Below are 24,758 nucleotides of genomic sequence, written 5' to 3' on the forward strand. Positions count from 1 at the left end.
GGGCGAAGCGCCCCCGATAGCCGGCGATCAGCCGCGCTGACGCTCGCGGATCTCGTCGAGCGTCTTGCAGTCGATGCAGAGCGTGGCGGTCGGTCGGGCCTCAAGCCGACGGATGCCGATCTCGACGCCGCAGGCGTCACAGTAGCCGTACTCGTGCTCGTCGAGGCGGTCGAGTGCCTCGTCGATCTTCTTGATCAGCTTGCGCTCGCGGTCGCGGGTCCGCAGCTCGAGGCTGAACTCCGACTCCTGGGTGGCGCGGTCGTTGGGGTCGGGGAAGTTGGTCGCCTCGTCCTGCATGTGATGTACGGTGCGGTCGACCTCTTCCATCAGTGACCGTTTCCAGGCCTGGAGGATGGCGCGGAAGTGCGCCTCCTGCTCGGGGCTCATGTAGTCCTCGTCGCTCGCGGCTTCATAAGGTTCGAAACCGAACGCCTTGGCGTCTTGTGCTCTTGCTTCGGCCATGGATGTGCTCCCGAAGGCTCTTCTCGTGGGGTGTCCTAGCGACCGGGCCCATCCGGACCTGTTCGCGAAAAACGCCCTTAAGTACCAGATCCCCGCGCGGTGGGCAACTCATGATGAGACGTTCGGCCGTGCGCGGGCATCGCTGGTCGGCTAATCTGGAAGGCTTGCCGCTGCCCGCCGTCTTGCGTAAGCGCAACAGGAGATCGAGCATGTATCCCTTCGAGGCGATCATCTGGGATGTCGACGGCACCCTCGCCGATACCGAGCGTGACGGCCATCGTCGCGCCTTCAACGCGGCCTTTGCCGAGGCCGGTCTGGACTGGTGCTGGGATGTCGCCACCTATGGTGAGCTGCTCGAGGTGACCGGTGGGCGCGAGCGTATCGCCGCCTTCATCGTCGAGCACCGTCCGGCGCTGCCGGCGGGTGTCGAGCCCGAGACGCTCGCCGTGCGTCTGCACCGGGCCAAGTCGCGCCACTATGCCCGGTTGCTCGCGGCCGGCGCGATCGGGCTGCGGCCAGGCGTGTTGCGACTGTTGCGCGCGGCGCGCACGGCGGGCATCCGTCTGGCGATCGCCACCACCTCGACGCCGGAGAACGTGCATGCACTGCTCGCGCACGCCGGCGAACCGGGGCTGACCGAGTGGTTCGAGGTGATCGCCGCCGGGGACATGGTGGCGAACAAGAAGCCGGCGCCGGATGTCTATCTGCTCGCGCTCGAGCGCCTCGGTCTCGGCGCCGACGCCTGCGTGGCGGTGGAGGACTCGGCGCCGGGCCTGCGGGCGGCGCGCGCCGCCGGACTCGGGACGGTGGTGATCACCGTCAACGACTATACGCGGGAGCAGGCGTTCGACGACGCCGCCCTGGTGGTCGACGGACTCGGCGCGCCCGAGACGCCGGTCAGCGTGCTGCACGGACGGCTCGGGGGACGCTCCCATGTCGACCTCGCGGCGCTCGCGGACCTTGTCCGCGCGCGCCACCCTGAAACCTCATAGATCAAGATGCAATCCACAGAACAACCCAGACTGGCACCGCGCGCCCGCGCGGTCGAACCCTTCCATGTGATGCGCCTGCTCGAGCGGGCCAAGAGGCTCGAGGCCGAAGGGCGCTCGATCATCCATCTCGAGGTCGGCGAGCCCGACTTCCCCACTCCCGAGCCGATCCTCGCCGCGGCGCGTGCCGCGCTGGAGGGCGGCGCCGTGCACTACACCCCGGCTGCGGGCCTGCCGCAGCTGCGTGAGCGGCTGTCGCGCTATTACGCCGAGCGGTATGGTGCCAGCGTCGCGGCCGACCGCATCCTGGTCACGCCGGGCGCCTCGGGCGCCATCCAACTGGTGTTCCAGGCACTGCTCGAGCCGGGTGACGAGGTGCTGATCTGTGACCCCTCCTATCCCTGTTATCGCCAGGTGTTGCGATTGCTCGGGGTGGAGCCGCGCGCGGTGGCGGTCGACGCCGCCGACGACTTCCAGCTCAGCGCGGCGCGCGCCGAGGCGGCCTGGTCGCCGCGGGTGCGCGCGCTGATCGTCGCCTCTCCGGCCAACCCGAGCGGCACCCTGCTCGGGCGCGAGCAGCTCGCCGAGCTGCATGCGCTTTGCCGTGCCAGGGGGGCGGCGCTGATCGTCGACGAGATCTATCAGGGGCTGGTCTACGACGCCCCGGACCATACCGCGCTCGAGCTGGCCGAGGATGTCTACGTCATCAACAGCTTCTCCAAGTACTTCGGTATGACCGGTTGGCGGCTCGGCTGGCTGGCCGCGCCGCGCGCGGCGGTCGAGGTGATGGAGCGGATGGCGCAGAACCTGTTCATCGCCCCCAACACCCCGGCGCAGCATGCCGCGCTCGCTGCCTTCGAGCCTGCCACCCTGGAGATCCTCGAGCAGCGTCGCGTCTGCTTCCGCGCGCGCCGCGACGCCCTGCTCGACGGGCTGCGTCGACTCGGCTTCGGTATCGACGGCGAGCCCAAGGGGGCCTTCTATCTCTATGCCCGGCTGCCCGAGCAGGTGGGGATGGACTCGATGCAGTTCGCCACCACCATGTTGGAGGAGGTCGGGGTGGCCGCGACCCCGGGGCACGACTTCGGTTGCCATGGCGCCGAGCGTCACGTGCGCTTCGCCTACACCTGCGATCTGCCGGTGATCGACGAGGCGCTCGGGCGCATCGACCGCTTCCTCGCCCAGTGCCGGTCGCGCTGAGCACCAGTGCCACGCGGGGCCATGGTCCCGCGTGACCCTTCTTCATCCACAGTCAGTTTCGAGAGACCTGCCTTGACCGCTTCAGCCTCATCATCCCCCGACCGATCCAGTTTCCAGCCACGCGACCCGGCCCAGCGTGAGGCCCACGCGCGCCTGCTCGCACTGCACCAGGCGCTCGAGCGCGCGCCGGCGCCCGGAGGCGGGCTGCTCGGTCGGGTGCGTCGTCGTCTCGGCGGCGAGGTGACGCCGGTGCCCGGGCTCTATTTCTGGGGTGGCGTGGGGCGCGGCAAGACCCACCTGATGGACTGGTTCGTCGATGGGCTGGAGCTGCCGGGCAAGCGGCGCATGCACTTCCATCACTTCATGCGCGAGGTGCATGGCCACCTGGCGCAGCTGCCGCGCCAGACCGATCCGCTCGATCGGGTCGCCGAGCTGATGTGTCGCGATCTGCGAGTGCTCTGTCTCGACGAGTTCCTGGTCACCGACATCACCGACGCCATGCTGCTCTACGGTCTGCTCAAGGCGATGTTCGCCCGCGGCGTGACCCTGGTGACCACCTCCAACACCCCGCCCGACGACCTCTATCGCAATGGTCTGCAGCGCCAGTCCTTCCTCCCGGCGATCGAGCTGATCAAGCGTCATACCGATGTCTTCGAGCTCGACGGCGGCCAGGACTACCGGCTGCAGACGTTGATGCGCGAGGGGGTCTATGTGCTCGCCGGCGAGGACGGTGAGGCGCGGTTGGCGGCCGATTTCGACGAGCTCAGCGGCGGGCATCGGGTGGCCGCCTCCTGGCTCGAGGTCAATGGCCGGACGATCGAGGCGCGCGCGCTCGGCAGCAACGTCGCCTGGTTCGATTTCGATGCGCTCTGCGCCACCCCGCGCTCCACCGCCGACTATATCGAGATCGCCCGCGATTACCTCACCCTGCTGATCTCCGGGGTGCCGCAGCTCGGTCCCGGCTGCGACGCCGCCGCGCGGCGCTTCCTGCACCTGGTCGACGAACTCTACGACCGCCGGGTCAAGCTGGTGCTCTCGGTCGAGGTGCCGCTCGATCGGCTCTATGCCGGCGGCATGACCGACTTCGCCCACGCCCGCCTGCTCAGTCGCCTGCAGGAGATGCAATCGGTCGAGTACCTGGCCGCCGCGACCGCCGCCGAGTCCGAACCGGACAGCGTCGCGGCCTGATTGGCGCCAGTCGATCAGCCGCCAGCCGTCAGCCTTCAGCCGCCAGCTACCAGTCGCGCTGTCGGTCGGCTCCTCGGGCGATCCTCCGGGCTCCCGGCTTGCTGTGAGCCTGGACGCTGCGGTCGTGATTGACTAAAGCCGCCCACTGGCGGCTGGCGGCTGGTCGCTAAAGCCTGCCAGCTTGCTTCCACGGGCTTGAATCCGCCATGATCGACTCCATTGGATGTCAATTAACCGGTATTCCAGGGAGTTCGCCGATGCCCACCGCCCATCTCACCGCTCCGAGCGTCGATCCCGAGGAGCTCGCCTATTACGAGCGACTGGCGCATCGCTGGTGGGATGCCGAGGGGCCCTTCTGGCCGTTGCACCGGCTCAATGCCTTCCGGGTCGGCTATCTCCGCGAGCGTCTGGCGGCGGTGTTCGGGCGTGATGCGCGGGATGCACGCCCGTTCGCCGGACTGCGGGTGCTCGATATCGGCTGTGGCGGGGGCATCCTCAGCGAGTCGATGGTCGCGCTCGGCGCCGAGGTCACCGGGATCGACATCACCGAGAAGACCCTGAGGGTTGCGCGCATGCATGCCGAGGCGGGTGGGCTTGCGATCGACTATCGGTTGGCGAGTGCCGCCGAGATGCGCGAGGCCGGCGCGACCTTCGACGTGGTGCTCAACATGGAGGTGCTCGAGCATGTCGAACGCCTGCCCGACTTCCTCGCCGACAGTGCCGAGCTGGTGCGCCCCGGCGGGGTGATGCAGGTCTCGACCATCAATCGCACCCCGATCGCCTGGCTGATGGCGATCATCGGTGCCGAGTACGTGTTGCGCTGGCTGCCGCGCGGTACCCATCGCTATCGCAAGCTGGTGCGTCCCGACGAGGTGCGCGGCGGACTCGGCGAGGGCTTCGATCTGTTGCACCAGACCGGTGTGCGGGTCAACCCCTTCACCCGCGCCTTTTCCTTTACCGATTGGATGGGCGTCAACTACATGATGCTGTTTCAGCGCGGCTGAGCCGGTTTCTCGGCTCGGGTCGCTGCGATGACGGTCCCGGGTTGCCGGGACATATGCATGGGGCGACGGAGGTCGCTCCGGATACCGAACGGTCGCAACGAGGGATGTCATGAGCGAAAACAAGCGGGAATTCGATCGATGGGTCGCGGCGATCAGCCGCGGTGGTCTCGGTCATGTCTATGTCCGTCTCTATCAGGACGCCCCGACCTGGGTGCGTGACATGGCGGTCAATCGCTACGGCAAGGGCACGGTGTTCCTGCCGGCGCAGCGGTTGCGCGCGAGTGCGCCGGTCGCGGCCTGAATTCAGTCGGCGCGCAGCGCCTCGACACGGATCCGCTCGGTGCTCACGCCGCCCGTCCTCAGGGCCTGCTCCAGGGTGCTGACGGTGACCTCCGGCCCCGCGAGATAGAGACGCTGGTGGTCGTGTGGCGGGTGTTCGTCGAGGATGCGCGCGGCGAGCCGGTCGGCGGGTGTGGCATCGAGCAGCGTATAGGTGAAGTCGTCCAGGGCGTCACCGAGCGCGCGCGCCCAGTGCGCCAGGTGATGCCCCTCGGGGGCTGCGGTCTCCCAGTAGAGGTGATAGCGGGGGATGGCGTCGATCGCGACCGCCTGCTCGATGAGGCTGCGGACCGGGGCGATGCCGTCGCCGCAGGCGATGAAGAGCGCCTCGTCGGTCGCTGACTCGTCGAGCACGAAGTCGCCGTAGGGCCCTTCCAGGTCGAGCCGTTGCCCCGGTCCCAGCCGATCGTCGAAGAGTGCGCGGGCGAGTGCGTCGTCACCGGCGCGGATCAGGAAGCGCAGGTTGCGTCCGTCGCAGGGGCAGCTGGCGATCGGCAGTTCGCTCGGCGGCTCGCCCGGGCGTGCGAGCCGCGCGCGCTGACCGGCCATGAAGCGCAACAGCTGATTGCGCGGTGTCTGGATCTGGAGCGCGCGCAGCGTCGCTCCGATCGTCTCGACACGGCGCACGCTGACGCGAATGCGCTGCAGCGGCAGCTCGGCGCTCGAACGTGCCTCGCCGATCTCCAGGGTGAGATCGGTGAGCGCGGTATGGGCGCAGGTGAGCAGATAGCCGAGTCGGCGCTCGCGCGCGCCGATCGAGTAGTCGTGGGGCCTGATCTGGCGGGTCTCGCCGCTGACCAGCCGTGCCTTGCAGCCGCCGCAGTTACCGCTGGCGCAGCCGTGCTCGAGATGGATGCCGGCGCGCACCGCAGCCTCGAGCAGCGACTCCTCTCCCTCCACCAGGAAACTGTGTCCACTGGGGATCAGCCGTACCCGGGCGGCCAGGGTGCGCGCCGGTGCCGACCGCTCCTCGGGTGCCTCATTGACGGGCAGTGCGGCGCGTGCCTCGGCGAGCCAGTGGCCGAGGGCCGCGAGTGCCGTGGGCAGCGTGGCGGGGTCGCTGGCGGAGAGCGCCGCGATCCGCTCGGCGACCTGCTCGATCAGTCCGCGCGCGGCCTCTCCGGCCTCGATCTCGTGCGCCAGTGCCGCGCTCAGCCGACGCGCCTGCTCGAGCAGCACTCGGGCGTCGGGCAGCGCGACCGGTTCGGGTTCGAGCCGGGGGCGGGCGTTGTCGACGATCTCGCGCACCTGTTCGAGCGCGCCCTCGTGCTCGAGGCTCAGGCTGGGGTAGAGGCGCAGCAGCTCGTGCGCGGCCACCTCACCCTCGAAGGTCGTCAGCTCGGCGCGGCGGATGCGTCGTTGCAGCTCGCCGCGGCTGACTCCGGCCAGCCGGGCGGCGCGCGAGAGCGTCAGGTAGGTCGTCACGGATACGCCTCCAGATGACTCGGCGTCTCAGGTGAGCAGGTAGTGCTTCTCCACCGGGTCGAGGATCTCCCAGGTGCAGTTGAGTCCGGCGGGAAAGCGGATCAGGTCGCCGCGCCCGTACTCTCGTGGCGCACCGCCCTCGGGGGTGACGCGGAAGCGTCCGCGCACGATGTAGCAGGTCTCCTCCTGGCGGTAGTGCCAGGGAAAGGTCGCCACCTCGCGGCGCCACACCGGCCAGTGTTCCACGCCCATGACCTCGAGCTTGGCGGGGGAGGGGCGTTCGTGATGGATCTCGGTGTCGTCCATTGGTCTGGGGTCCGTGCTGCGCATGGTGTCGGGGATAGAGTCTGAGGTCGGCGGCCGATGCTTTCCACCCCGACAAGGATTGCCCGGCGAGTCGAGCTGGGCGACACTCCGTACCATGGACGATGTAAATGATTCTCCCGCCCTGGAGGTGCTCGCTCGTCGTCTGGGCGAGGCGTTGCGCGCGCGTGGCTGGCAGCTGGCGACGGCCGAGTCCTGTACCGGCGGCTGGGTGGCCAAGGTGATGACCGATGTCGCCGGCAGCAGCGCCTGGTTCGAGCGCGGCTTCATCACCTATTCCAATGACGCCAAGCGCGAGCTGCTCGGGGTCTCGGACGACGCGCTCGAGCGCTATGGCGCGGTGAGCGAGCGGGTGGTCGCCGAGATGGTGAGCGGCGCGCTCGCCCGCAGTCGCGCCGAGGTTGCGGTGGCGGTCAGTGGCATCGCCGGGCCGGGTGGCGGTACGGCCGACAAGCCGGTCGGTACCGTGTGGTTCGCCTGGGGCTTTCCCGGCGAGGGCCCGACGGCGCGCTGTCTGTGTTTCGAGGGCGATCGTGAGACGGTGCGCGAGCAGGCGGTGCGCGCTGCGCTGTTGGGCCTGCTCGGCGGCCTCGGTGCCGATGGCTGAGCGCTGGTTCTTCGCGCTCTGGCCGGAGCCGGCGCTGCGTCGGGCGCTGCTCGGGCGCATGCCGTGCTGGCTGCCGCCGGGTGGGCGCGCGACCCACGGCGAGGACCTGCACCTGACGCTGGTCTTTCTCGGTGCGTTGACGCCGCCGCAGCTCGATGCGGTGAACGCGGCGGCACAGCAGGTCGCGGCGGCGCCCTTCGAGCTGGTGCTCGATCGGTTGGGTCATTTCGCGCGTGCCGGCGCGGCCTGGTGCGCGCCGCAGCGGGTGCCGGAGTCGCTGCTGGCGTTGCAGTTGGCGCTGGTCGAGGCGCAGTGCGCCTGTGGCTTGACCCCGGAGCAGCGGTCCTATCGGCCGCACCTGACGCTGGCGCGTCGCAGCACGGCGCCGCGGGCGGCGTTCGGGGCGCCGCTGCGCTGGCCGGTGCGCGAGTTCGTGCTCGCTCGCAGCGTTCCGGGGTGTGTGCCGCGCTATCGGGTCGAGCGGCGCTGGTCGCTGCGTCCCGGCTATGACTTGAGCATGCCGCCTATGCGATAATCAGCGATGATTCGCGCGGCCCGCTCGAAAGATCACGAGACACGAACCGACCGACACGCGATCGCCCCGGGCGACGCGCGGCGGGCGGCTGCGCTCAAGAGTTGACGGAGATCCAATGGACGACAATCGCAAGAAGGCGTTGGCCGCCGCGCTGACCCAGATCGAGAAGCAGTTCGGCAAGGGCTCGGTGATGCGCATGGGCGATGCCGGCGCGGTGCGCAACATCGAGGCGATCTCCACCGGTTCGCTGGGGCTGGACATCGCCCTCGGCATCGGCGGCCTGCCCAAGGGGCGGGTGGTCGAGATCTACGGCCCCGAGTCCTCGGGCAAGACCACCCTCACCCTGCACGTGGTCGCCGAGGTACAGAAGCTCGGCGGCACCGCGGCCTTCGTCGATGCCGAGCACGCGCTCGACCCGGTCTATGCCGAGAAGCTCGGGGTGCAGATGGAGGACCTGCTGGTGTCGCAGCCCGACACCGGCGAGCAGGCGCTCGAGATCACCGACATGCTGGTGCGCTCGGGTGCGGTCGACGTGGTGATCGTCGACTCGGTCGCGGCGCTCACCCCCAAGGCCGAGATCGAGGGCGAGATGGGTGACTCGCACGTCGGTCTGCAGGCGCGGCTGATGTCGCAGGCGCTGCGCAAGCTCACCGGCAACATCAAGCGCTCCAACTGTCTGGTGGTCTTCATCAACCAGATCCGCATGAAGATCGGGGTGATGTTCGGCTCGCCCGAGACCACCACCGGCGGCAACGCGCTCAAGTTCTACTCCTCAGTGCGGCTCGACATCCGTCGTATCGGCAGCATCAAGAAGAGCGACGAGGTGGTCGGCAGCGAGACCAAGGTCAAGGTGGTCAAGAACAAGGTCGCGCCGCCGTTCAAGCAGGTCGAGTTCGATATCCTCTACGGCCAGGGGATCTCGCGCGAGGGCGAGATCATCAGCCTGGGCGTGGCCGAGGGCATCGTCGACAAATCCGGCGCCTGGTACAGTTACCAGGGCAATCGCATCGGCCAGGGCAAGGACAACGTCCGCGCCTTCCTCTGCGAGAACCCCGAGCTGGCCCAGGAGATCGAGGCGAAGATCCGCGCCAAGCTGTTGCCCCAGCCGAGCGAGGCGACGGCCGAGGCCGTGGCCCCGGCGGAGGACTGATCCTGGACGATCACCCTGCCAGCACCCTCCTCGATGCCGACCTGCTCGCCGAGATCGAGCGGGCGGCGCTACGTCTGCTCGCCATGCGCGAGCACTCGCGGCTGGAGCTCTCGCGCAAGCTCGTCTCGCGCGGCTTCGAGGTCGCTGCCCTCGCCCCCGTGCTCGATCGGCTCGAGGCCGAGGGCGCGCTCGACGAGTCGCGTCTGGTCGAGCGCTATGTCGCCGAGCGGGTGGAGAAGGGCTTCGGGCCGCTGCGCATCCAGGCCGAGTTGAACGACAAGGGTGTGGCCGATACCTTGATCGAGCCCCAGTTACGGCACCTGCGCGAGGCGTGGCCGGAGCATCTCGCCGCGCTCCATGCGCGCCGCTTCGGTGATGCGCCTCCCGCCGATCGTGCCAGCTATGCCAAGCGCGCACGCTTTCTGACGCGGCGCGGTTTCCCCACGGACATGGTCCGGCGCCTGCTGCGCTGGAACGACTGACCGAACCGCCCGCGCGGTTCATTCGAGAACTCCCACATGACTACGAGTGCAGAGCTTCGAGCGAGCTTCCTTGATTATTTCGCGCAACGCCAGCATGAGCAGGTGCCCTCCAGCCCGCTGGTACCCGCCAATGATCCGACCCTGCTGTTCACCAACGCCGGAATGGTCCAGTTCAAGGATGTCTTCCTCGGTCGCGAGCGGCGGGGCTATTCGCGGGCGGTCACCGCGCAGCGCTGTGTGCGTGCCGGCGGCAAGCACAACGACCTCGAGAACGTCGGCTACACCGCCCGGCATCACACCTTCTTCGAGATGCTCGGCAACTTCAGCTTCGGTGACTACTTCAAGCGCGAGGCGATCGGCTTCGCCTGGCAGTATCTGACCGGCGAGCTGGGGCTGCCCGCCGAGCGGCTGTGGGTGACCGTCTACGAGGACGACGACGAGGCCGCCGACATCTGGCTCAAGGAGATCGGGGTGTCGGCCGAGCGCTTCTCGCGCTGCGGCGCCAAGGACAACTTCTGGTCGATGGGCGACACCGGTCCCTGCGGTCCGTGCTCGGAGATCTTCTACGATCACGGTCCCGAGGTCGCCGGCGGTCCCCCTGGCTCGCCCGACGAGGACGGCGACCGCTACGTCGAGATCTGGAACCTGGTGTTCATGCAGTTCAACCGCGACGCCGAGGGCAACATGACCCCGCTGCCGCGTCCCTCGGTCGATACCGGCATGGGGCTCGAGCGTCTCGCCGCGGTGCTCCAGGGCGTGCACAGCAACTACGACATCGATCTGTTCCGCAATCTCATCGCCGCCGCCGCCGAGGCGACCGGCTGCGAGGATCTCGGCGACAAGTCGCTGCGGGTGATCGCCGATCACATCCGCTCGAGCGCCTTCCTCATCGTCGACGGGGTCACCCCGGGCAACGAGGGGCGCGGCTATGTGCTGCGCCGGATCATGCGTCGCGCGATCCGTCACGGCTATCGTCTCGGCCAGTCGCAACCCTTCTTCCATCGTCTGGTGGCGGCGCTGGTCGCCGAGATGGGTGCGGCCTATCCCGAGCTGGTGGCGGCGCAGGCGCACGTCGAGCGGATCGTGCTGCTCGAGGAGGAGCGCTTCGCCGAGACCCTCGAGCACGGTATGCGCATCCTCGACGAGGCGATCGCCGGGCTCGCAGGCGAGCGCACCATCCCCGGCGAGACGGTGTTCAAGCTTTATGACACCTACGGCTTCCCCACCGACCTGACCGCCGACATCGCCCGTGAGCGCGGGCTCGGCGTCGACCTCGAGGGCTTCGAGGCGGCGATGGCCGACCAGAAGGCGCGTGCCCGTGCGGCCAGTCAGTTCAGCGGTGGGCAGGACGTCGAGATCGATCTCCAGGGCGAGACCGAGTTCCGCGGCTACGAACGCTGCGAGGACGAGGCCACGGTGGTCGCGCTCTATCGCGACGGCGAGTCCTGCGACTCGCTGGGTGCCGGCGAGCGCGGCATGGTGATCCTCGACCTCACCCCCTTCTACGGCGAGTCCGGCGGCCAGGTCGGCGACCGTGGCTGGATCGCGAGTAGCGGCGGGCGCTTCGAGGTCACCGACACCCTGAAGAAGGGCGGCGCCCTGGTCTGCCACCTCGGCGAGCTGCGCGAGGGCGAGCTGCACGTCGGTGACGCGGTGCGCGCCGAGGTCGACGCCGAGCGGCGTCGCGCCATCGCGCTCAACCACTCGGCCACCCATCTGCTCCACGCGGCGCTGCGCCGGGTGCTCGGCGAGCACGTGCAGCAGAAGGGCTCGCTGGTCGGTCCCGAGCGGCTGCGCTTCGACTTCTCGCACTTCGAGCCGGTCTCGCGCGAGCAGTTGCGCGAGATCGAGCGCCTGGTCAACAGCCAGATCCGCGCCAATCACCTGGTCGAGACCCGCATCATGAGCCTGGAGGACGCCAAGGCCTCCGGGGCGATGGCGCTGTTCGGCGAGAAGTATGCCGATCAGGTGCGGGTGCTGCGGATGGGCGAGTTCTCGGTCGAGCTCTGTGGCGGTACGCACGTCAAGGCGGTCGGTGACATCGGTCTGATGAAGATCGTCTCCGAGGCCGGTATCGCCTCCGGAGTGCGCCGCATCGAGGCGGTGACCGGCGCCGGGGCGCTCGACTGGGTCGAGGCCGACGAGTCGCGGGTGCTGCGTATCGCCGGGCTGCTCAAGGGTGCCCGCGAGGACGTCGACGAGCGTGTCGAGCAGCTGCTCGAGCGCAGCCGTCGGCTGGAGAAGGAGCTCGAGCAGCTCAAGTCCAAGCTCGCCAGCGCCGCCGGTCAGGACCTCGCCGCCCAGGCCGAGGAGATCGCCGGGGTGCGGGTGCTCGCCGCCGAACTCGAGGGCGCCGATCCCAAGGGGCTGCGTGAGACGGTCGACCAGCTCAAGGACAAGCTCGGCTCGGCGGTGATCGTGCTCGCCACCGTCGCCGAGGGCAAGGTCGCGCTGGTCGCCGGCGTCACCAAGGATCTCACCGGCCAGCTCAAGGCCGGTGAGCTGATCCGCGAGGTCGCGGCCAAGGTCGGCGGCAAGGGCGGCGGTCGGCCCGACATGGCGCAGGCCGGGGGCAGCGACCCCGATGCATTGCCCGAGGCGCTGGCGCTGGTGCGCGACTGGGTCGCGCAGCGCAGCGCCGCCTGATGCGGCAATCGGGCCGGGATCCCCGGCCCATCACCGGGGACCGTCGGGCGGCATCGCGTCGCCGACGGTCCCATCGTTTCAATCGGGGAGACCTGAAAGACGTGCTTGGCAGGAGTAGTCGATGGCGCTGATCGTCCAGAAATACGGCGGGACGTCGGTCGGGAGTGTGGAGCGTATCCAGGCGGTGGCCGATCGGGTCAAGCGCTGGCGCGACCAGGGTAATCAGGTGGTGGTGGTGGTCTCGGCGATGTCCGGCGAGACCGACCGACTGATGGGCCTGGCCAGACAGATCCAGATGCGGCCCGAGCCGCGCGAACTCGATGTGCTGCTCTCCACCGGTGAGCAGGTCACCATCGCGCTGTTGAGCATGGCGCTGGCCGCGCGCGGCTGTCCGGCGCGCTCCTACACCGGCGCTCAGGTGCACATCCTCACCGACAGCGTGCACAACAAGGCGCGCATCCGCGACATCGATGCGGCGCGTGTCGGCGCCGATCTGGAGGCCGGGCGCGTGGTGGTGGTCGCCGGGTTCCAGGGGGTCGACGAGAGCGGTGACATCACCACCCTCGGACGCGGTGGCTCGGATACCTCGGCGGTGGCGATCGCCGCCGCGCTCAAGGCCGACGAGTGCCAGATCTATACCGATGTCGACGGTGTCTACACCACCGATCCGCGGGTCGAACCCAAGGCGCGCAAGCTCGACCGCATCACCTTCGAGGAGATGCTGGAGATGGCCAGTCTCGGCTCCAAGGTGTTGCAGATCCGCTCGGTGGAGTTCGCCGGCAAGTACCAGGTCCCCCTGCGCGTGCTCTCCAGCTTCGGCGAGGGCGAGGGCACGCTGATTACCTTCGAGGAAGATGAAGTGGAAGACGCAAAGATCGCCGGCATCGCCTTCAGCCGTGACGAGGCCAAGCTGACCATCCTCGGCGTGCCCGACCGTCCCGGTGTGGCGCACGAGATCCTCGGCGAGATCGCGGCGGCCAACATCGAGGTCGACATGATCATCCAGAACGTCGCCGCCGAGGAGGCGACGACGGACTTCACCTTCACCGTCCAGCGCGGCGACTATGCGCGGGCGCTGGAGATCCTGCAGGCGCGCGCCGAGGCGCTGGGCGCGCGTCAGGTGCTCGGCGACGAGCAGATCGTCAAGATCTCGCTGGTCGGCGTCGGCATGCGCAGTCATGCCGGGATCGCCAGTCGGATGTTCGAGACCCTGGCGCGCGAGGGGATCAACATCCGCATGATCTCGACCTCCGAGATCAAGATCTCGGTGGTGGTCGACGAGCGCTATCTCGAACTCGGCGTGCGCGCGCTGCACGACGCCTTCGGTCTGGATCAGGGCGGCGAGGTCTAGGCTCGCGGCAATCCTGCTGCCGCACCGCCGGGTCTCGGCGGGGCGGCATGTCTCCGAGGTCGGAGAGGGCGGCACGTGATGGATCGATCGCAATCCGGTCGGGGGCGTGCCGACCGCGCCTCTCCGCTTTTTGTCGATCTCCATGAACGGCGTCTCGTCGCTGCAGCCGTGGGACGTCTATGCTGGCGCTGCGCGGTCGAGAGCGTGAGCGGTCGTGCGACGGTGGCTACCAGTCATCGGGAACCCAACGGATTTCGCCTTGGATTCACGCACAAGAGACAAATGTCAATGAACCTGAGCAAATTGCCATGGAATAGCCGTGGCAGTTGCTAAGCTTCCGTCATGGGGCATGGGGTCCCGGGCGGAATCGGGTGTAAACACCCGCCGGATGACGCCGCAGGAGTCGGGTTGAGTCGCCGGTTTGGGTATTACCATCAAGCTGGAAAGGGAAACTAAAGGGAGAACGTAGCGATGTTGATCTTGACTCGTCGGGTCGGCGAAACCCTCATGGTTGGTGACGAAGTCACCGTTACAGTCCTTGGCGTCAAGGGCAATCAGGTGCGCATCGGTGTCAACGCTCCGCGTGACGTCGCGGTCCACCGTGAAGAGATCTACGAGCGCATCAAGCGCGAACAGGCCGAGACCACCCCGGGTGTCGCGGTGGTCGATCAGGGTGGCCAGATCGAGTGATTGGCAACCGGGTAAAGAGTGGGTTATAATCACTCGCCCAAGCACGATAGCCCCTGATCGACGCGTCGAATGGCTAAAGGGGTCCTGTGACCCGGTGTATCTTCCAGATCCCGGGTCATCGCACGAGGCGGTTATGCAAAACCGTTGCTCATGCATGGAGAGATGGCCGAGTGGCTGAAGGCGCTCCCCTGCTAAGGGAGTATGGGGTTAATAGCTCCATCGAGGGTTCGAATCCCTCTCTCTCCGCCACACACCGAAAAACCCCGCGTGGTCTCGACCACGCGGGGTTTTTTGTTGTCCGCACCTTGGTGTTGGACACCGTCCGTTCTCAGTACTTGCCGAGCGCCTTCATGATCAGCTTGTGGATGCTGTGATAGGTCAGCCCGGGCTTGAGATACATCACCGCGCAGGTCCCTGTGCGCAGGTTGATACCGCGCTCCCTGGCCGTTGCCACGGCCTCGGGGGTGTCGTGCGCCATATGGATCCAGACATCCTTGATGCCGGCGTCGGCGGCGCGCGCCACCCAGTCGGCGCACTCCTGTTTCGGGGTCTCGATGATCAGGCCCTCGACCGCGCCCGGCAACGATGCCAGGTCGGCGAAGCTCGGATCGCCGTCGATCTTGCTGGTGCTGGGGTCGACGGCATAGACGGTCTTGCCGAGCTTCTTGAGTCGACGATAACTGAGGATGGGGAAGGGTTTGTTCGCCGAGCGCCCGACGAGCGCGAAGCTGCCGAGCTGGAAGAAGGTCTCGTGATTCGATGCCATGCTGATGCTCCAATGCCTGGGGGGAGCGCGAGCCGTCCGTGGGTCGGTGGGGTCGCGCGTGCCTGGGGACGATCTCTCCGTGCAGATCGTTGGGCGCACTCTAGAGCGTGGAGTGGGGCCGCGTCCTTGCGGCTCGTCAACCCGGACTCAGCGCATCAGCAGAGTGGGGATGCGCGCCGAGCGCAGCAGGTCGGTGGTCTTGCTGCCGAAGAGCAGGGTGCGCAGCGGTGAATGGGCATAGGCGCCCATGATCAGCAGGTCGATGTCCTGGGCGATCACGGTCTGGGCGATGACGCTCTCGGCGTCGCCCGGGATCAGCCAGGCGGGGGCATCGAAGCCGGCGGACTCGAGCCGTTGGCGTGCCCAGTCGAGCTGCTTGCGCGCATCGCCACGGGCCTTGCCCGACATCAGCAGGTGCACGGTGAGCCCCTGGAACAGCGGGCTCGCGGCGACCATCTCGACGCCCTGACGGGTGGCGGCGCTGCCGTCGAAGGCGACCATCACCCGTTGCGGCTCCTTGAATCCCTCGGTGACGGTGAGGATCGGGCGGTGCAGTGCGCGCACCATGCGCTCGACGTTGCGCCCGAGATCGCGCTGGGTGGTCTCGGCAGCGGTGCCGCGCCGCCCGAGCACGAACAGCCGTACCCCGTCCTCCTGCTCGACCAGGGTCTCTTCGAGCGCGCCGTGACGCTGGCGGATGTCGGGCGAGGGGACTCCGGCAGCGGTGGCGCGCTCGCGCAGCCGGTTGAGAAACAGCCGGCCGCGCTCGCGGGCGTCGCGGCTGCGGGTCTCGTCCTGGTTCGATAGCTCGGTGAGCAGCGTCTCCTGGGCGCCGATGCCGATCGCGCCGCTGTGGTCGACGCCGGTGGCGATCTCGGGGTGACGGCTGAGGATGTGGAGGAACTCCAGCGGCGCATTCATGCGCTGCGCCGCCCAGGCGGCATAGTCGGCGACATAGTCGGCGAAGCGCGACTGGTCGACACAGGCCAGGATCTTCTCGTCAGTATGCATCTTGCTGTCTTCCTTCCTCAGTGACCCATGAGCTGTTCGACGGCCTCGGGCTTGTCGTGCTCCGCGAAGCGATCGACCATGGTCGCGCTCGCCTCGTTGAGCCCGATCACCTCGACCTCGGTGCCCTCGCGGCGGAACTTCAACACCACCTTATCGAGTGCGCTGACCGCGGTGATGTCCCAGAAGTGCGCGCGGCTGACGTCGATGCGCACCCGCTCGATTACCTCCTTGAAGTCGAACGAGGCGACGAAGCGTTCGGCCGAGGCGAAGAACACCTGACCGACCACCCGATAGGCGCGGACCCGACCCTCGTCCTCGGCGTGCGAGCCGACATAGAGCACCTTGCCCACCTTGTGGGCGAAGAAGACGCCCGAGAGCAGCACCCCGACCAGCACGCCCTGAGCCAGGTCATGGGTGGCGACGACCACCGCCACGGTGGCGATCATCTCGATGCTGGAACTCTTGGGATGTTCGCGCAGGTTGCGGATCGAGGCCCAGTTGAAGGTGCCGATCGAGACCATGATCATCACCGCCACCAGCGCGGCCATCGGGATCTGCGCCACCCAGTCGCCGGCGAAGACCACCAGCATCAGCAGCACGACGCCGGCCGTCAGGGTCGAGAGCCGGCCGCGCCCCCCCGACTTCACGTTGATCATCGACTGACCGATCATCGCACAGCCGGCCATGCCGCCGAGAAAACCCGAGGCGATGTTGGCCGTACCCTGGCCGACGCACTCGCGATTCTTGTTGCTCGACGAGTCGGTGAGATCGTCGACGATCGAGGCGGTCATCATCGACTCGAGCAGACCGACCGCCGCCAGGGTGAGCGAGACCGGGAAGATGATCGCCAGGGTCTCGAGGTTGAGCGGCACCTCGGGGAGCAGGAAGATCGGCAGGGTGTCGGGCAGCTCGCCCATGTCGCCGACGGTACGGATGTCGAGCCCGAGGGCGATCGAGACTGCGGTGAGCACCACGATGGTGATCAGCGGTGAGGGCACGGCGCGGGTCAGGTAGGGGAAGAGATAGATGATCCCCAGCCCGGCGGCGACCATCGCATAGACCTCCCAGGGCATGCCGATCAGCTCCGGGAGCTGGGCCATGAAGATCAGGATCGCCAGGGCGTTGACGAAGCCGGTGATCACCGAGCGCGAGACGAAGCGCATCAGTGAGCCCAGGCGCAACCAGCCGGCAAGGATCTGCAGCACGCCGGTGAGGATGGTGGCGGCGAGCAGGTACTGCAGCCCGTGATCCTTCACCAGGGTGACCATCACCAACGCCATGGCGCCGGTGGCCGCCGAGATCATCCCCGGTCGACCGCCGGCGAAGGCGATCACGGTGGCGATGCAGAAGGAGGCATAGAGCCCGACCTTGGGGTCGACACCGGCGATGATCGAGAAGGCGATCGCCTCCGGGATCAGCGCCAGCGCGACCACCAGGCCGGCGAGCAGGTCGTTCTTGACGTTCGACAGCCAGTCCTGACGTATGGCGTTCATCATCGGCGGTTCCGTGGTTGGTGCGCGACGGCCGGACCCGGTGCGGAGCTGAGGCCGCCGGTCCAGCCGTCATGGCGGTGACTGTGATGCATCGAGACGGCTTGCCCCGGTCGCCAGCGACGGCCGAGGTCTGGGGGACGGCGAGTGCCCGGTGCCGGAATCAGTAAGCCCGGCTCGACCTCGGCCGCCGGTGCGGGCATCGGGCCGATCAGGTCTCGTCTGGTGGCATTATGAATGGACAGTCCGCGGACAGGGTGGCCGCGTGGATGACCTCGGCGCGGACGCGGGAGGCCGGGTCGTCTCGAAGGGCGGGCATTATACGGAGCCTGTTGCGATGCAACAAGCGGGCGAGGCCCAAGCTACCAGCTACCAGCTACCAGCTACCAGCTACCAGCTACCAAGAGGATTGAACCGCAAAGCAGCGAAGAACGCGAAGAATGCGAAGAGAAGGACGGCTTTGCGTGCGGAGAGCTGGCTTGTTTCGTACCGCCGCTGTTTTGCTGGCCTGACTTGAGCCCGTTTGCTGAAGGCTGGGCTGGCGCCCATGACCTGAAGGCCGCGAGTTGTACCTTGTCGTAACGGCGGGAGAAGCCGGCCTACTGGTGGCTGACGGCTGACGGCTGACGGCTGACGGCTGACGGCTGACGGCTGATCGCCCTTTTCCGCGAATCAGCCGCCAGTGGGGAGTGGTGCCGCTGCCGGGACCTCGTCTCCATCACGTCTTCTTTGCGGCCTTCGCGGCTTTGCGGTTCGAATCAGCTTCCAGCGATCAGCCTCCAGCCTCCAGCAGGGGAGGCTGGTGTGCATGATCGACGGTTGACGGGCAAGACGGTATCTCGCGGCTTTGCGGTTCAAACTTCCTGGCGGCTGGCGGCTAGTCGCTGACGCGCTTGAAGGTCGAGGGATAGACGGCGGTGGCCATCCACTCCGGCATCTCCGGGGTGATGTCGCGCTGCAGCAGATAGCTGGTGGCGAGGGTCTCGACACCGTCGCGCAGCTGGACCGTGCCGACGAAGCCCGAGACCCAGTGCCAGGACGGATCGGGTTCGCCCTCGAGGCTGCGCCAGCTCACCGAGAAGGCGCAGCTGATCGAGTCGCCGGTGGGCTCCGGGTCGGCCACCCCGACTACCGGATAGACGCCGCTGGCGCCGGTGTCGGAGCGGTACTGGCCGCGAAAGGTGCCGTCGGCGGCGATGGTGCCGATCTCCAGGGTGGAGCCGAATTCGTTGCGCCAGATCCCGCTCGCGCTGAGCGAGGCGCGGCGTGGCTGGGCGAGTGCGACCATGCGCTGACCGGCGGGGTTGGGATCGAACACGAAGACGCTGTAGAGGCGGTCGAGGAACAGCGATCCGGCCACCAGCAGCTCGTCGGGGAGTCCTTCGAGGTACTGCACCCCGACCTCCCAGCCGCCGTTGAGCGGCATGAAGTAGTCCGCGGGCGCGAGCCGGTAGTTGGTGTCGCCGAGCTGCAGTCGTAGCTCCGGATAGTCGGCGAGCGCTGCCGGATCGCTGACCCGCAAGGGGCGGCGACCGCGATCGGTGATCGCCGAGAGCATCCGCGCGATGATGGCCCGTCCACCCTTGATGCAGGACGAGCCGGTGTCGAGTGCCAGCGGCAGTGCGCCGCCCAGGGTCTCGCCGCCGACCTGCAGCTGGTCCAGACGTACCGTCCAGAGATAGTGCAGCTCGCCACTGATCGGGATCACCGGCAGGAGTTCGAGCGTGTCGGGATCGAAACGATCGGGTTCGACCGCGCCCATCAGGCAGCGTCCCTCGCCGCGCTCCGGGTCGAACCGGAAGGCAGCGATGGCGTGGTCGATCAATCCCTGTTTGCGCAACTGCTCGAGCAGCGCGCTCGGGGTGTCGCAGGGTACCGCAGGGATGCCGAGCCCGCCGTCGCAGGCCAGTCCGGCGAACTGTGCGCCGTCGTAGCTGACGCTGAGATAGATCCGCATCGCCTCGTCGAGTGCGCACAGCCGGGTCTCACCCGAGCAGGTGCGCTCGAGGTGGCAGATGTCCTCGCCGAGTACCACGCCCATCGATCCCCAGGGGCCGAAGGGCACGGAGGCCGGTGGCTCGGCGCAGGCGCGGTAGCTGGTCGAGTGCTCGGGATCGAAGGACCGATGGGCCTGGCAGGCGTCGCTGGCGCAGCAGCTGGCGGTGATCCAGGTGTTGAGGGTGCCGGTGTCGAGCATGAAGCGCAGTGGTTGCGGCGGGGTGCCGAGGCCGAGGGTGGCGTACCACGGGGTCGCGCCATTGTCGGTCAGGGTGCCGCGCCGCAGTGCGAAGTCGATATGTGGCATCTGTCGGGCGGCGTGCGCGTCCATCCAGTCCGGCGCCGTGGCCGGGGTGAGTTCGAGGTGCTCGGTCATGCGGGAGACTCCGGGGGATGACAATCATTGGTCGGCGCGGGGGTGGCCAGGAGGACCCGATTGCGCCCCTGCTGCTTGGCGGCGTACATCGCCTGGTCGACCGCCTGGAACAGCGCCTTGGTCGTGGCTGCATGAGTGGGGTAGGTGGCCACGCCGACGCTGATGGTGATATTGATCGGGGTATGCTCGGGAATCTGCATCGGGGTTCGGGCCACCGTGTCGCAGAGTCGCTCGGCCATCTGCAGTGCCTCCTGGGTATCGCTCTCGGGTAGCACGATCGCCAGCTCTTCGCCGCCGTACCGGGCGATATAGTCGGCCGTCCGCACCTGCTCCTGGAGCAGGCTGGAGAGCTGGCGCAGCACCGCGTCGCCGGCAAGGTGTCCGAAACGGTCGTTGACCGACTTGAAGTGATCGACATCGATCCAGAGCAGGCCGACGGTGTGTTGGTAGCGGCGGGCGGTAACCAGTTCGGCGTCGAGCTGCTGCTCGAGTTCGCGTCTGTTGTAGAGCCCGGTGAGCGGGTCGCGGATAGCCATCTGCTCGAGCGTCTGCTCCATGCGCTTGCGCTCGCTGATGTCGATGAGGATACCTTCGAGGAAGTGGGTGCCGTCGATCTCGGCCGCCTGCCCTTGCTCCCAGACCCAGACATCGTGCCCGTCCTGGTGACGGATGCGGTACTCGATCGCGAAGGGGCGGCCTTCGGCCTGCGCGAGTGCGACCTCGCTGGCAACCTGCTCGCGATCATCGTCGTGGATGATGGCGGCGAAGGAGAGACATCGGTTGTTGATGAATTCCTCGGGGTCATAGCCGGTGAGTCGACGACACCCTTGGGAGACGAACGCCATCGTCCAGAGTGGCTCGTCATGACAGCGATAGGCCATGCCGGGGAGGTTCGCCATCAGGGTGGCCAGCTGGCGCTCGCGTTCGACCAGTGCCTTCTCGGCGCGCTTGTGTTCGGTGATGTCTCGACCGATGGCGATCAGGCCATTGATCTTGCCCTGCTCGTCGTACAGGCGCCCAGAGTTCCAGGTAATGATCTTGAAGGTACCATCCTTGGCGCGAATACGACTCTCGAAGCCGCTGACCACCTGGTCACGGGCCAGCATGTCGTCGACCTTCGAGTAGACCTGGGCGCGATAGCCCGGGTCGGGATAGAGCCACTCCCAGATCTTGTGGTGGTTCAGCACCTCATCGCGACCGTAGCCGGTGATGCGTTCGGCGGCCTGGTTCCAGACGGTCACACGACCGTGTTCGTCAAGCACGTTGATCCAGACGTGTGCGGTGTCGATGATGCTTTCGCGGAACTGGCTGAGCATGCGCAGCTCGGTGCGCTGGGCGGTGTCCTGGAGGAGGTACTCGGTGTGGCGCTGGTGATTGTGGCGCAGCAGCATGAAGAGCGCGAGCGCGGTGGCAAGGACGAAGATCAAGTCCTTGCCGAGCTGAGCGTGACGCAACAGTTCGGAGTCCTGAAGCCAGGCTCCCAATGCCATGTCCGAGCAAAGGATCCAAGTCGCGCCGGCGATCGCATAGAGCAGCGCGGCTGTGGATGCCTTGCAGTATCCGGCCTCCGGCCCTTGCGGTTGTGCCATCCCGTTTCCCTGCACAATAAAGGCGATCCGTTAACGATAACGGGATCCTGGGCGCCGGCGCTACCGCGTTTGTAGAGTCAAAGTGTGGACGACAGCACAGCTGAGGGGAATGAATGAGTGCTGTGCGATTGGCCTGTCCCCAGGAAAGGGGTCGCGCCGTCGAGAGGAGGATGGTGGAGCCGAGGGGGATCGAACCCCTGACCTTCGCATTGCGAACGCGACGCTCTCCCAGCTGAGCTACGGCCCCGGAACGGTCGTCGATCGCACCATCGCGGGACGACCGACTAACGTACTCATTGTGCGCTCGATCCTGGGGCAAGGCAAGCCCCAGCGGGTGGGGCCTGCCTGTCACAGTGGAGACCGGCTCAGGACTGGAGGACCATCAGCTCGAGGACCGCCTTGCTGCCGAAGTAGGCAAGGATCAGCAGGGCGAAACCGCCCAGCGTCCAGACGATCGCGGTACGCCCCCGCCAGCCCTTGAGGAAGCGTCCGATCAGCAGGCCGCCGAACAGCAACCAGGCGAGCACCGAGAGCACCGTCTTGTGCACCAGGTGCTGGGCGAACATGTCCTCGAGGAAGGCGAAGCCGCTGAGCAGCGCCAGGGTGAGCAGCACGAAGCCGGCGCTGATCATCTCGAACAGCAGGCTCTCCATGGTCTGCAGCGGCGGCAGGGTGCGGACGAAGCCGCCGGGCTGACGGCGGTGCAGGTGACGGTCCTGGATGGCGAGCAGGATCGCCTGGCCGGCGGCCAGGGTCAGCAGGCTGTAGGCGAGCATCGACAGCAGCACGTGGATCTTCAACGACCAGGAGGCGGTCGGGTGCATGAAGCTGACGTCGGTGAAGATTGCCGAGAGCATCAGGGTCAGGGCGGCCACCGGCAGCAGGATCAGTCCCAGGTTGTCGACCGGCTTGGTCAGGCTCGAGACCAGCAGCAGCGCGATCACGGTCCAGGAGGTGAGCGCCAGGGCATTGTAGAAACCGAGGTTGAGTCCGGCATGGCTGAAGATGGTCTCCCACAGCAGCCAGGCATGCAGTGCCGAGCCGAGGAAGCCGATGCCGAGCGCGAGCGCCCGTTGCGGGATCCAGCCATCCTTCGACTTGAACAGACGCAGCCCGATGAAGGCGGCGGCGACCAGGTAGCAGAGGGTGGCGGCGACGGAAAGAAGGGGATGGCTCATAGGTGGTACATTCGCAGAAGGCGTTGGGACGAATACGGCGCAGCTGGTGACATCCTTGCCGGCCTGTTAGATGGGCGGTTGCCGGGGTGCCTGGCGCTGGTCCTGGGCATGGCGGCAACCTGTCGGGCGCGGCGCGCGCGAGGGTGGCGCGTCACGGAGGCCGGGGCCGCCGTTGCGCCGATCGGCGCTCGAATCTTTCGGCACGATGATGTGTTGCATGGCCCAATCATGCCCTCGTGATGGGGCGCTTGACAACGACGCGGACCGCCTCGGCCGCCGCCGGTGCGGCGCGAGCAACGGGGGCGGCGAGCCTTGCGGGGCGCCGCGCGCGGCGGGTCGGTCGCGGCGCTGGGCTGTAGAGTCCGCTGCAAACGCTGCATTATACTCGCAGGTTAAGCTGTAAGCCGTGGTGGCACGGGACTTTTCATCACCCGCGCCTGGCGCGGCAAAGACTTCGAGGCAGAGCATGTTCGAGAATCTCCAGGACCGGTTCGCCGGCGTCCTGAATAACCTGCGTGGTCAGGGGCGACTGACCGAGGACAACATCAAGGACGCGGTGCGCGAGGTGCGCATGGCCCTGCTCGAGGCGGACGTGGCCCTGCCGGTGGTACGTCGTTTCGTCGAGGAGGTGCGCGAGAAGGCGCTGGGCGAGACCGTATCAAAGAGTCTGACCCCTGGTCAGGTGCTGATCAAGATCGTCAACGACGAGTTGGTCTCGCTGATGGGCGAGGCCAACGAGTCGCTCGATCTCTCGGCGCAGCCGCCGGCGGTGGTGCTGATGGCCGGCCTGCAGGGCGCGGGCAAGACCACCAGTGTCGGCAAGCTCGCGCGCTGGTTGCAGGAGAAGCAGAAGAAGTCGGTGATGGTGGTCAGCTGTGACGTCTACCGCCCGGCGGCCATCGACCAGCTCGAGACCGTTGCCGGAGAGGTCGGCGCCGAGTTCTTCCCCAGCAGCGGCGAGCAGGATCCGGTCGAGATCGCCACTGCCGCGCTCGCCCAGGCGCGCAAGCGTTTCAAGGACGTGCTGATCGTCGACACCGCCGGTCGACTCCACGTCGACCCGGCGATGATGGACGAGATCAAGGCCGTCCACGCCGCGCTCGATCCGGTCGAGACCCTGTTCGTGGTCGACGCCATGACCGGTCAGGACGCGGCCAATACCGCCAAGGCCTTCGATGAGGCGTTGCCGCTGACCGGCGTGGTGCTGACCAAGACCGATGGTGATGCGCGCGGTGGCGCGGCGCTGTCGATCCGCCAGATCACCGGCAAGCCGATCAAGTTCCTCGGCACTGGCGAGCGCTCGACCGCGCTCGAGCCCTTCCATCCCGACCGCGTCGCCTCGCGCATCCTCGGCATGGGCGACGTGGTCTCGCTGGTCGAGGAGGTGCAGTCCAAGGTCGATCAGGATCAGGCCGAGAAGCTGGTGCGCAAGCTCAAGAAGGGCAAGGACTTCGACCTCGCCGACTTCAAGGAGCAGCTCGACCAGATGGTCAAGATGGGCGGCATGATGGGGCTGATGGACAAGCTGCCGGGGATGAACCAGGTCCCCGATCACCTCAAGGACAAGGCCAGCGACAAGGAGTTGGGCAAGCTGATCGCCATCATCAACTCGATGACCCCGCACGAGCGTCGTTTCCCGGCGCTGATCAAGGGTTCGCGCAAGCGGCGCATCGCTGCCGGTTCGGGGACCCAGGTGCAGGATGTGAACAAGCTGCTCAAGCAGTTCACCCAGATGCAGAAGATGATGAAGAAGATGAAGGGCGGCGGCATGGCCAAGATGATGCGCGCCATGCAGGGCAAGATGCCCGGCGGCTTCCCCGGTGGCGGCGGTGGTTTCCCGCCCGGCGGCATGCCCCCGGGGGGCGGTTTCCCGATGTAGCCGCTGTCGACCGGGGCGATGGGCATTGCCCCGGTTCGAGCCAGAAGGCGGGCATGAAAAAAGGGGTCTTGCGAAGGCA

The 24,758-nt window shown here is 67.4% G+C and carries 22 protein-coding genes and 2 tRNA genes; 14 read left to right on the top strand and 10 right to left on the bottom strand.

What is annotated here, in order from left to right:
- Positions 1–27: 27 nt before the first annotated feature.
- Positions 28–462 carry an RNA polymerase-binding protein DksA gene (dksA, locus tag EDC29_RS06285; RefSeq protein WP_005224024.1) on the bottom strand — a complete coding sequence of 145 codons (435 nt, stop codon included), beginning with the start codon at positions 460–462 and terminating at the stop codon, positions 28–30.
- 209 nt (positions 463–671) lie between these two features.
- On the opposite strand from dksA, the gene EDC29_RS06290 reads away from it, so the two are divergent.
- The 5 genes from EDC29_RS06290 (at position 672) to EDC29_RS06310 (ending at position 5,144) form a co-directional block, all read left to right on the top strand.
- Complete coding sequence (locus tag EDC29_RS06290) at positions 672–1,454, top strand: HAD-IA family hydrolase (RefSeq protein WP_132229043.1); 783 nt, start codon at positions 672–674, stop codon at positions 1,452–1,454.
- 6 nt (positions 1,455–1,460) lie between these two features.
- The gene (locus tag EDC29_RS06295; protein ID WP_123139469.1) at positions 1,461–2,651 is read left to right on the top strand and encodes an aminotransferase class I/II-fold pyridoxal phosphate-dependent enzyme; all 1,191 of its coding nucleotides are present in this window, start codon (positions 1,461–1,463) and stop codon (positions 2,649–2,651) included.
- A gap of 72 nt (positions 2,652–2,723) precedes the next feature.
- On the top strand, positions 2,724–3,839 hold the full coding sequence (gene zapE, locus EDC29_RS06300; RefSeq protein WP_123139468.1) for a cell division protein ZapE: 1,116 nt from the start codon (positions 2,724–2,726) through the stop codon (positions 3,837–3,839).
- A gap of 257 nt (positions 3,840–4,096) precedes the next feature.
- A complete protein-coding gene (gene ubiG / locus EDC29_RS06305) occupies positions 4,097–4,843 on the top strand; it encodes a bifunctional 2-polyprenyl-6-hydroxyphenol methylase/3-demethylubiquinol 3-O-methyltransferase UbiG (protein ID WP_123142260.1) in 747 nt (248 codons plus the stop codon).
- Between the two features lie 109 nt (positions 4,844–4,952).
- Positions 4,953–5,144, top strand: coding sequence for a hypothetical protein (locus EDC29_RS06310; RefSeq protein WP_123139466.1), 192 nt, complete (start codon positions 4,953–4,955; stop codon positions 5,142–5,144).
- A gap of 2 nt (positions 5,145–5,146) precedes the next feature.
- Here EDC29_RS06310 and EDC29_RS06315 read toward each other — a convergent pair whose 3' ends face one another.
- A complete protein-coding gene (locus tag EDC29_RS06315; RefSeq protein ID WP_123142259.1) occupies positions 5,147–6,607 on the bottom strand; it encodes a 2Fe-2S iron-sulfur cluster-binding protein in 1,461 nt (486 codons plus the stop codon).
- A gap of 27 nt (positions 6,608–6,634) precedes the next feature.
- A complete protein-coding gene (locus EDC29_RS06320; protein ID WP_123139464.1) occupies positions 6,635–6,913 on the bottom strand; it encodes a cupin domain-containing protein in 279 nt (92 codons plus the stop codon).
- A 115-nt stretch (positions 6,914–7,028) separates the two neighbouring features.
- On the opposite strand from EDC29_RS06320, the gene pncC reads away from it, so the two are divergent.
- The 8 genes from pncC (at position 7,029) to EDC29_RS06360 (ending at position 14,641) form a co-directional block, all read left to right on the top strand.
- On the top strand, positions 7,029–7,538 hold the full coding sequence (gene pncC / locus EDC29_RS06325; RefSeq protein ID WP_123139463.1) for a nicotinamide-nucleotide amidase: 510 nt from the start codon (positions 7,029–7,031) through the stop codon (positions 7,536–7,538).
- Positions 7,531–8,073 carry an RNA 2',3'-cyclic phosphodiesterase gene (gene thpR, locus EDC29_RS06330; RefSeq protein WP_132229045.1) on the top strand — a complete coding sequence of 181 codons (543 nt, stop codon included), beginning with the start codon at positions 7,531–7,533 and terminating at the stop codon, positions 8,071–8,073. Before pncC ends, thpR begins: the two co-directional genes overlap by 8 nt.
- A gap of 115 nt (positions 8,074–8,188) precedes the next feature.
- On the top strand, positions 8,189–9,223 hold the full coding sequence (gene recA, locus EDC29_RS06335) for a recombinase RecA (protein WP_062275572.1): 1,035 nt from the start codon (positions 8,189–8,191) through the stop codon (positions 9,221–9,223).
- Positions 9,224–9,276: 53 nt separating this feature from the next.
- A complete protein-coding gene (locus tag EDC29_RS06340) occupies positions 9,277–9,705 on the top strand; it encodes a regulatory protein RecX (RefSeq protein ID WP_424960598.1) in 429 nt (142 codons plus the stop codon).
- Between the two features lie 36 nt (positions 9,706–9,741).
- The gene (alaS, locus tag EDC29_RS06345; RefSeq protein ID WP_132229047.1) at positions 9,742–12,351 is read left to right on the top strand and encodes an alanine--tRNA ligase; all 2,610 of its coding nucleotides are present in this window, start codon (positions 9,742–9,744) and stop codon (positions 12,349–12,351) included.
- A gap of 121 nt (positions 12,352–12,472) precedes the next feature.
- Entirely contained in the window at positions 12,473–13,702 is a 1,230-nt protein-coding gene (locus EDC29_RS06350) for an aspartate kinase (RefSeq protein WP_123139459.1), read from the top strand.
- A 471-nt stretch (positions 13,703–14,173) separates the two neighbouring features.
- The gene (gene csrA / locus EDC29_RS06355) at positions 14,174–14,392 is read left to right on the top strand and encodes a carbon storage regulator CsrA (RefSeq protein ID WP_005224038.1); all 219 of its coding nucleotides are present in this window, start codon (positions 14,174–14,176) and stop codon (positions 14,390–14,392) included.
- A gap of 156 nt (positions 14,393–14,548) precedes the next feature.
- A tRNA-Ser gene (locus EDC29_RS06360) sits at positions 14,549–14,641 on the top strand.
- A 79-nt stretch (positions 14,642–14,720) separates the two neighbouring features.
- Here EDC29_RS06360 and EDC29_RS06365 read toward each other — a convergent pair.
- The 7 genes from EDC29_RS06365 to EDC29_RS06395 all read right to left on the bottom strand — a co-directional run bounded on the left by EDC29_RS06365 (position 14,721) and on the right by EDC29_RS06395 (position 22,800).
- On the bottom strand, positions 14,721–15,158 hold the full coding sequence (locus EDC29_RS06365) for a CoA-binding protein (RefSeq protein WP_132229049.1): 438 nt from the start codon (positions 15,156–15,158) through the stop codon (positions 14,721–14,723).
- Between the two features lie 147 nt (positions 15,159–15,305).
- A complete protein-coding gene (locus EDC29_RS06370; RefSeq protein WP_062275565.1) occupies positions 15,306–16,169 on the bottom strand; it encodes a universal stress protein in 864 nt (287 codons plus the stop codon).
- A gap of 17 nt (positions 16,170–16,186) precedes the next feature.
- Positions 16,187–17,665: a SulP family inorganic anion transporter gene (locus EDC29_RS06375; RefSeq protein ID WP_200189310.1), complete on the bottom strand. Its 1,479-nt coding sequence runs from the start codon at positions 17,663–17,665 to the stop codon at positions 16,187–16,189.
- 871 nt (positions 17,666–18,536) lie between these two features.
- Complete coding sequence (locus tag EDC29_RS06380; protein WP_123142256.1) at positions 18,537–20,033, bottom strand: avidin/streptavidin family protein; 1,497 nt, start codon at positions 20,031–20,033, stop codon at positions 18,537–18,539.
- Positions 20,030–21,487, bottom strand: a complete 1,458-nt coding sequence (locus EDC29_RS06385) for a sensor domain-containing diguanylate cyclase (RefSeq protein ID WP_242466001.1) — start codon at positions 21,485–21,487, stop codon at positions 20,030–20,032. Before EDC29_RS06385 ends, EDC29_RS06380 begins: the two co-directional genes overlap by 4 nt.
- Positions 21,488–21,793: 306 nt before the next feature.
- A tRNA-Ala gene (locus EDC29_RS06390) sits at positions 21,794–21,869 on the bottom strand.
- Between the two features lie 118 nt (positions 21,870–21,987).
- Entirely contained in the window at positions 21,988–22,800 is an 813-nt protein-coding gene (locus EDC29_RS06395) for a cytochrome C assembly family protein (RefSeq protein WP_062275559.1), read from the bottom strand.
- 466 nt (positions 22,801–23,266) lie between these two features.
- Here EDC29_RS06395 and ffh point away from each other — a divergent pair, with 466 nt between their 5' ends.
- Positions 23,267–24,679: a signal recognition particle protein gene (ffh, locus tag EDC29_RS06400; RefSeq protein WP_123139455.1), complete on the top strand. Its 1,413-nt coding sequence runs from the start codon at positions 23,267–23,269 to the stop codon at positions 24,677–24,679.
- Positions 24,680–24,758: the final 79 nt, after the last annotated feature.

The sequence above is a fragment of the Marichromatium gracile genome, from assembly GCF_004343155.1.
Taxonomy (GTDB): domain Bacteria; phylum Pseudomonadota; class Gammaproteobacteria; order Chromatiales; family Chromatiaceae; genus Marichromatium; species Marichromatium gracile.

What these genes read in the sequence shown, in the direction of transcription:
- EDC29_RS06310 (WP_123139466.1), top strand. Translation starts at nt 4,953, where the DNA reads ATGAGCGAAAACAAGCGGGAATTCGATCGATGGGTCGCGGCGATCAGC.
- thpR (WP_132229045.1), top strand. Translation starts at nt 7,531, where the DNA reads ATGGCTGAGCGCTGGTTCTTCGCGCTCTGGCCGGAGCCGGCGCTGCGT.
- dksA (WP_005224024.1), bottom strand. Translation starts at nt 462, where the DNA reads ATGGCCGAAGCAAGAGCACAAGACGCCAAGGCGTTCGGTTTCGAACCT.
- alaS (WP_132229047.1), top strand. Translation starts at nt 9,742, where the DNA reads ATGACTACGAGTGCAGAGCTTCGAGCGAGCTTCCTTGATTATTTCGCG.
- EDC29_RS06365 (WP_132229049.1), bottom strand. Translation starts at nt 15,158, where the DNA reads ATGGCATCGAATCACGAGACCTTCTTCCAGCTCGGCAGCTTCGCGCTC.
- ubiG (WP_123142260.1), top strand. Translation starts at nt 4,097, where the DNA reads ATGCCCACCGCCCATCTCACCGCTCCGAGCGTCGATCCCGAGGAGCTC.
- ffh (WP_123139455.1), top strand. Translation starts at nt 23,267, where the DNA reads ATGTTCGAGAATCTCCAGGACCGGTTCGCCGGCGTCCTGAATAACCTG.
- EDC29_RS06295 (WP_123139469.1), top strand. Translation starts at nt 1,461, where the DNA reads ATGCAATCCACAGAACAACCCAGACTGGCACCGCGCGCCCGCGCGGTC.
- csrA (WP_005224038.1), top strand. Translation starts at nt 14,174, where the DNA reads ATGTTGATCTTGACTCGTCGGGTCGGCGAAACCCTCATGGTTGGTGAC.
- EDC29_RS06350 (WP_123139459.1), top strand. Translation starts at nt 12,473, where the DNA reads ATGGCGCTGATCGTCCAGAAATACGGCGGGACGTCGGTCGGGAGTGTG.
- recA (WP_062275572.1), top strand. Translation starts at nt 8,189, where the DNA reads ATGGACGACAATCGCAAGAAGGCGTTGGCCGCCGCGCTGACCCAGATC.
- EDC29_RS06370 (WP_062275565.1), bottom strand. Translation starts at nt 16,169, where the DNA reads ATGCATACTGACGAGAAGATCCTGGCCTGTGTCGACCAGTCGCGCTTC.
- EDC29_RS06320 (WP_123139464.1), bottom strand. Translation starts at nt 6,913, where the DNA reads ATGGACGACACCGAGATCCATCACGAACGCCCCTCCCCCGCCAAGCTC.
- EDC29_RS06395 (WP_062275559.1), bottom strand. Translation starts at nt 22,800, where the DNA reads ATGAGCCATCCCCTTCTTTCCGTCGCCGCCACCCTCTGCTACCTGGTC.
- EDC29_RS06290 (WP_132229043.1), top strand. Translation starts at nt 672, where the DNA reads ATGTATCCCTTCGAGGCGATCATCTGGGATGTCGACGGCACCCTCGCC.
- EDC29_RS06380 (WP_123142256.1), bottom strand. Translation starts at nt 20,033, where the DNA reads ATGACCGAGCACCTCGAACTCACCCCGGCCACGGCGCCGGACTGGATG.
- pncC (WP_123139463.1), top strand. Translation starts at nt 7,029, where the DNA reads ATGGACGATGTAAATGATTCTCCCGCCCTGGAGGTGCTCGCTCGTCGT.
- EDC29_RS06375 (WP_200189310.1), bottom strand. Translation starts at nt 17,665, where the DNA reads ATGATGAACGCCATACGTCAGGACTGGCTGTCGAACGTCAAGAACGAC.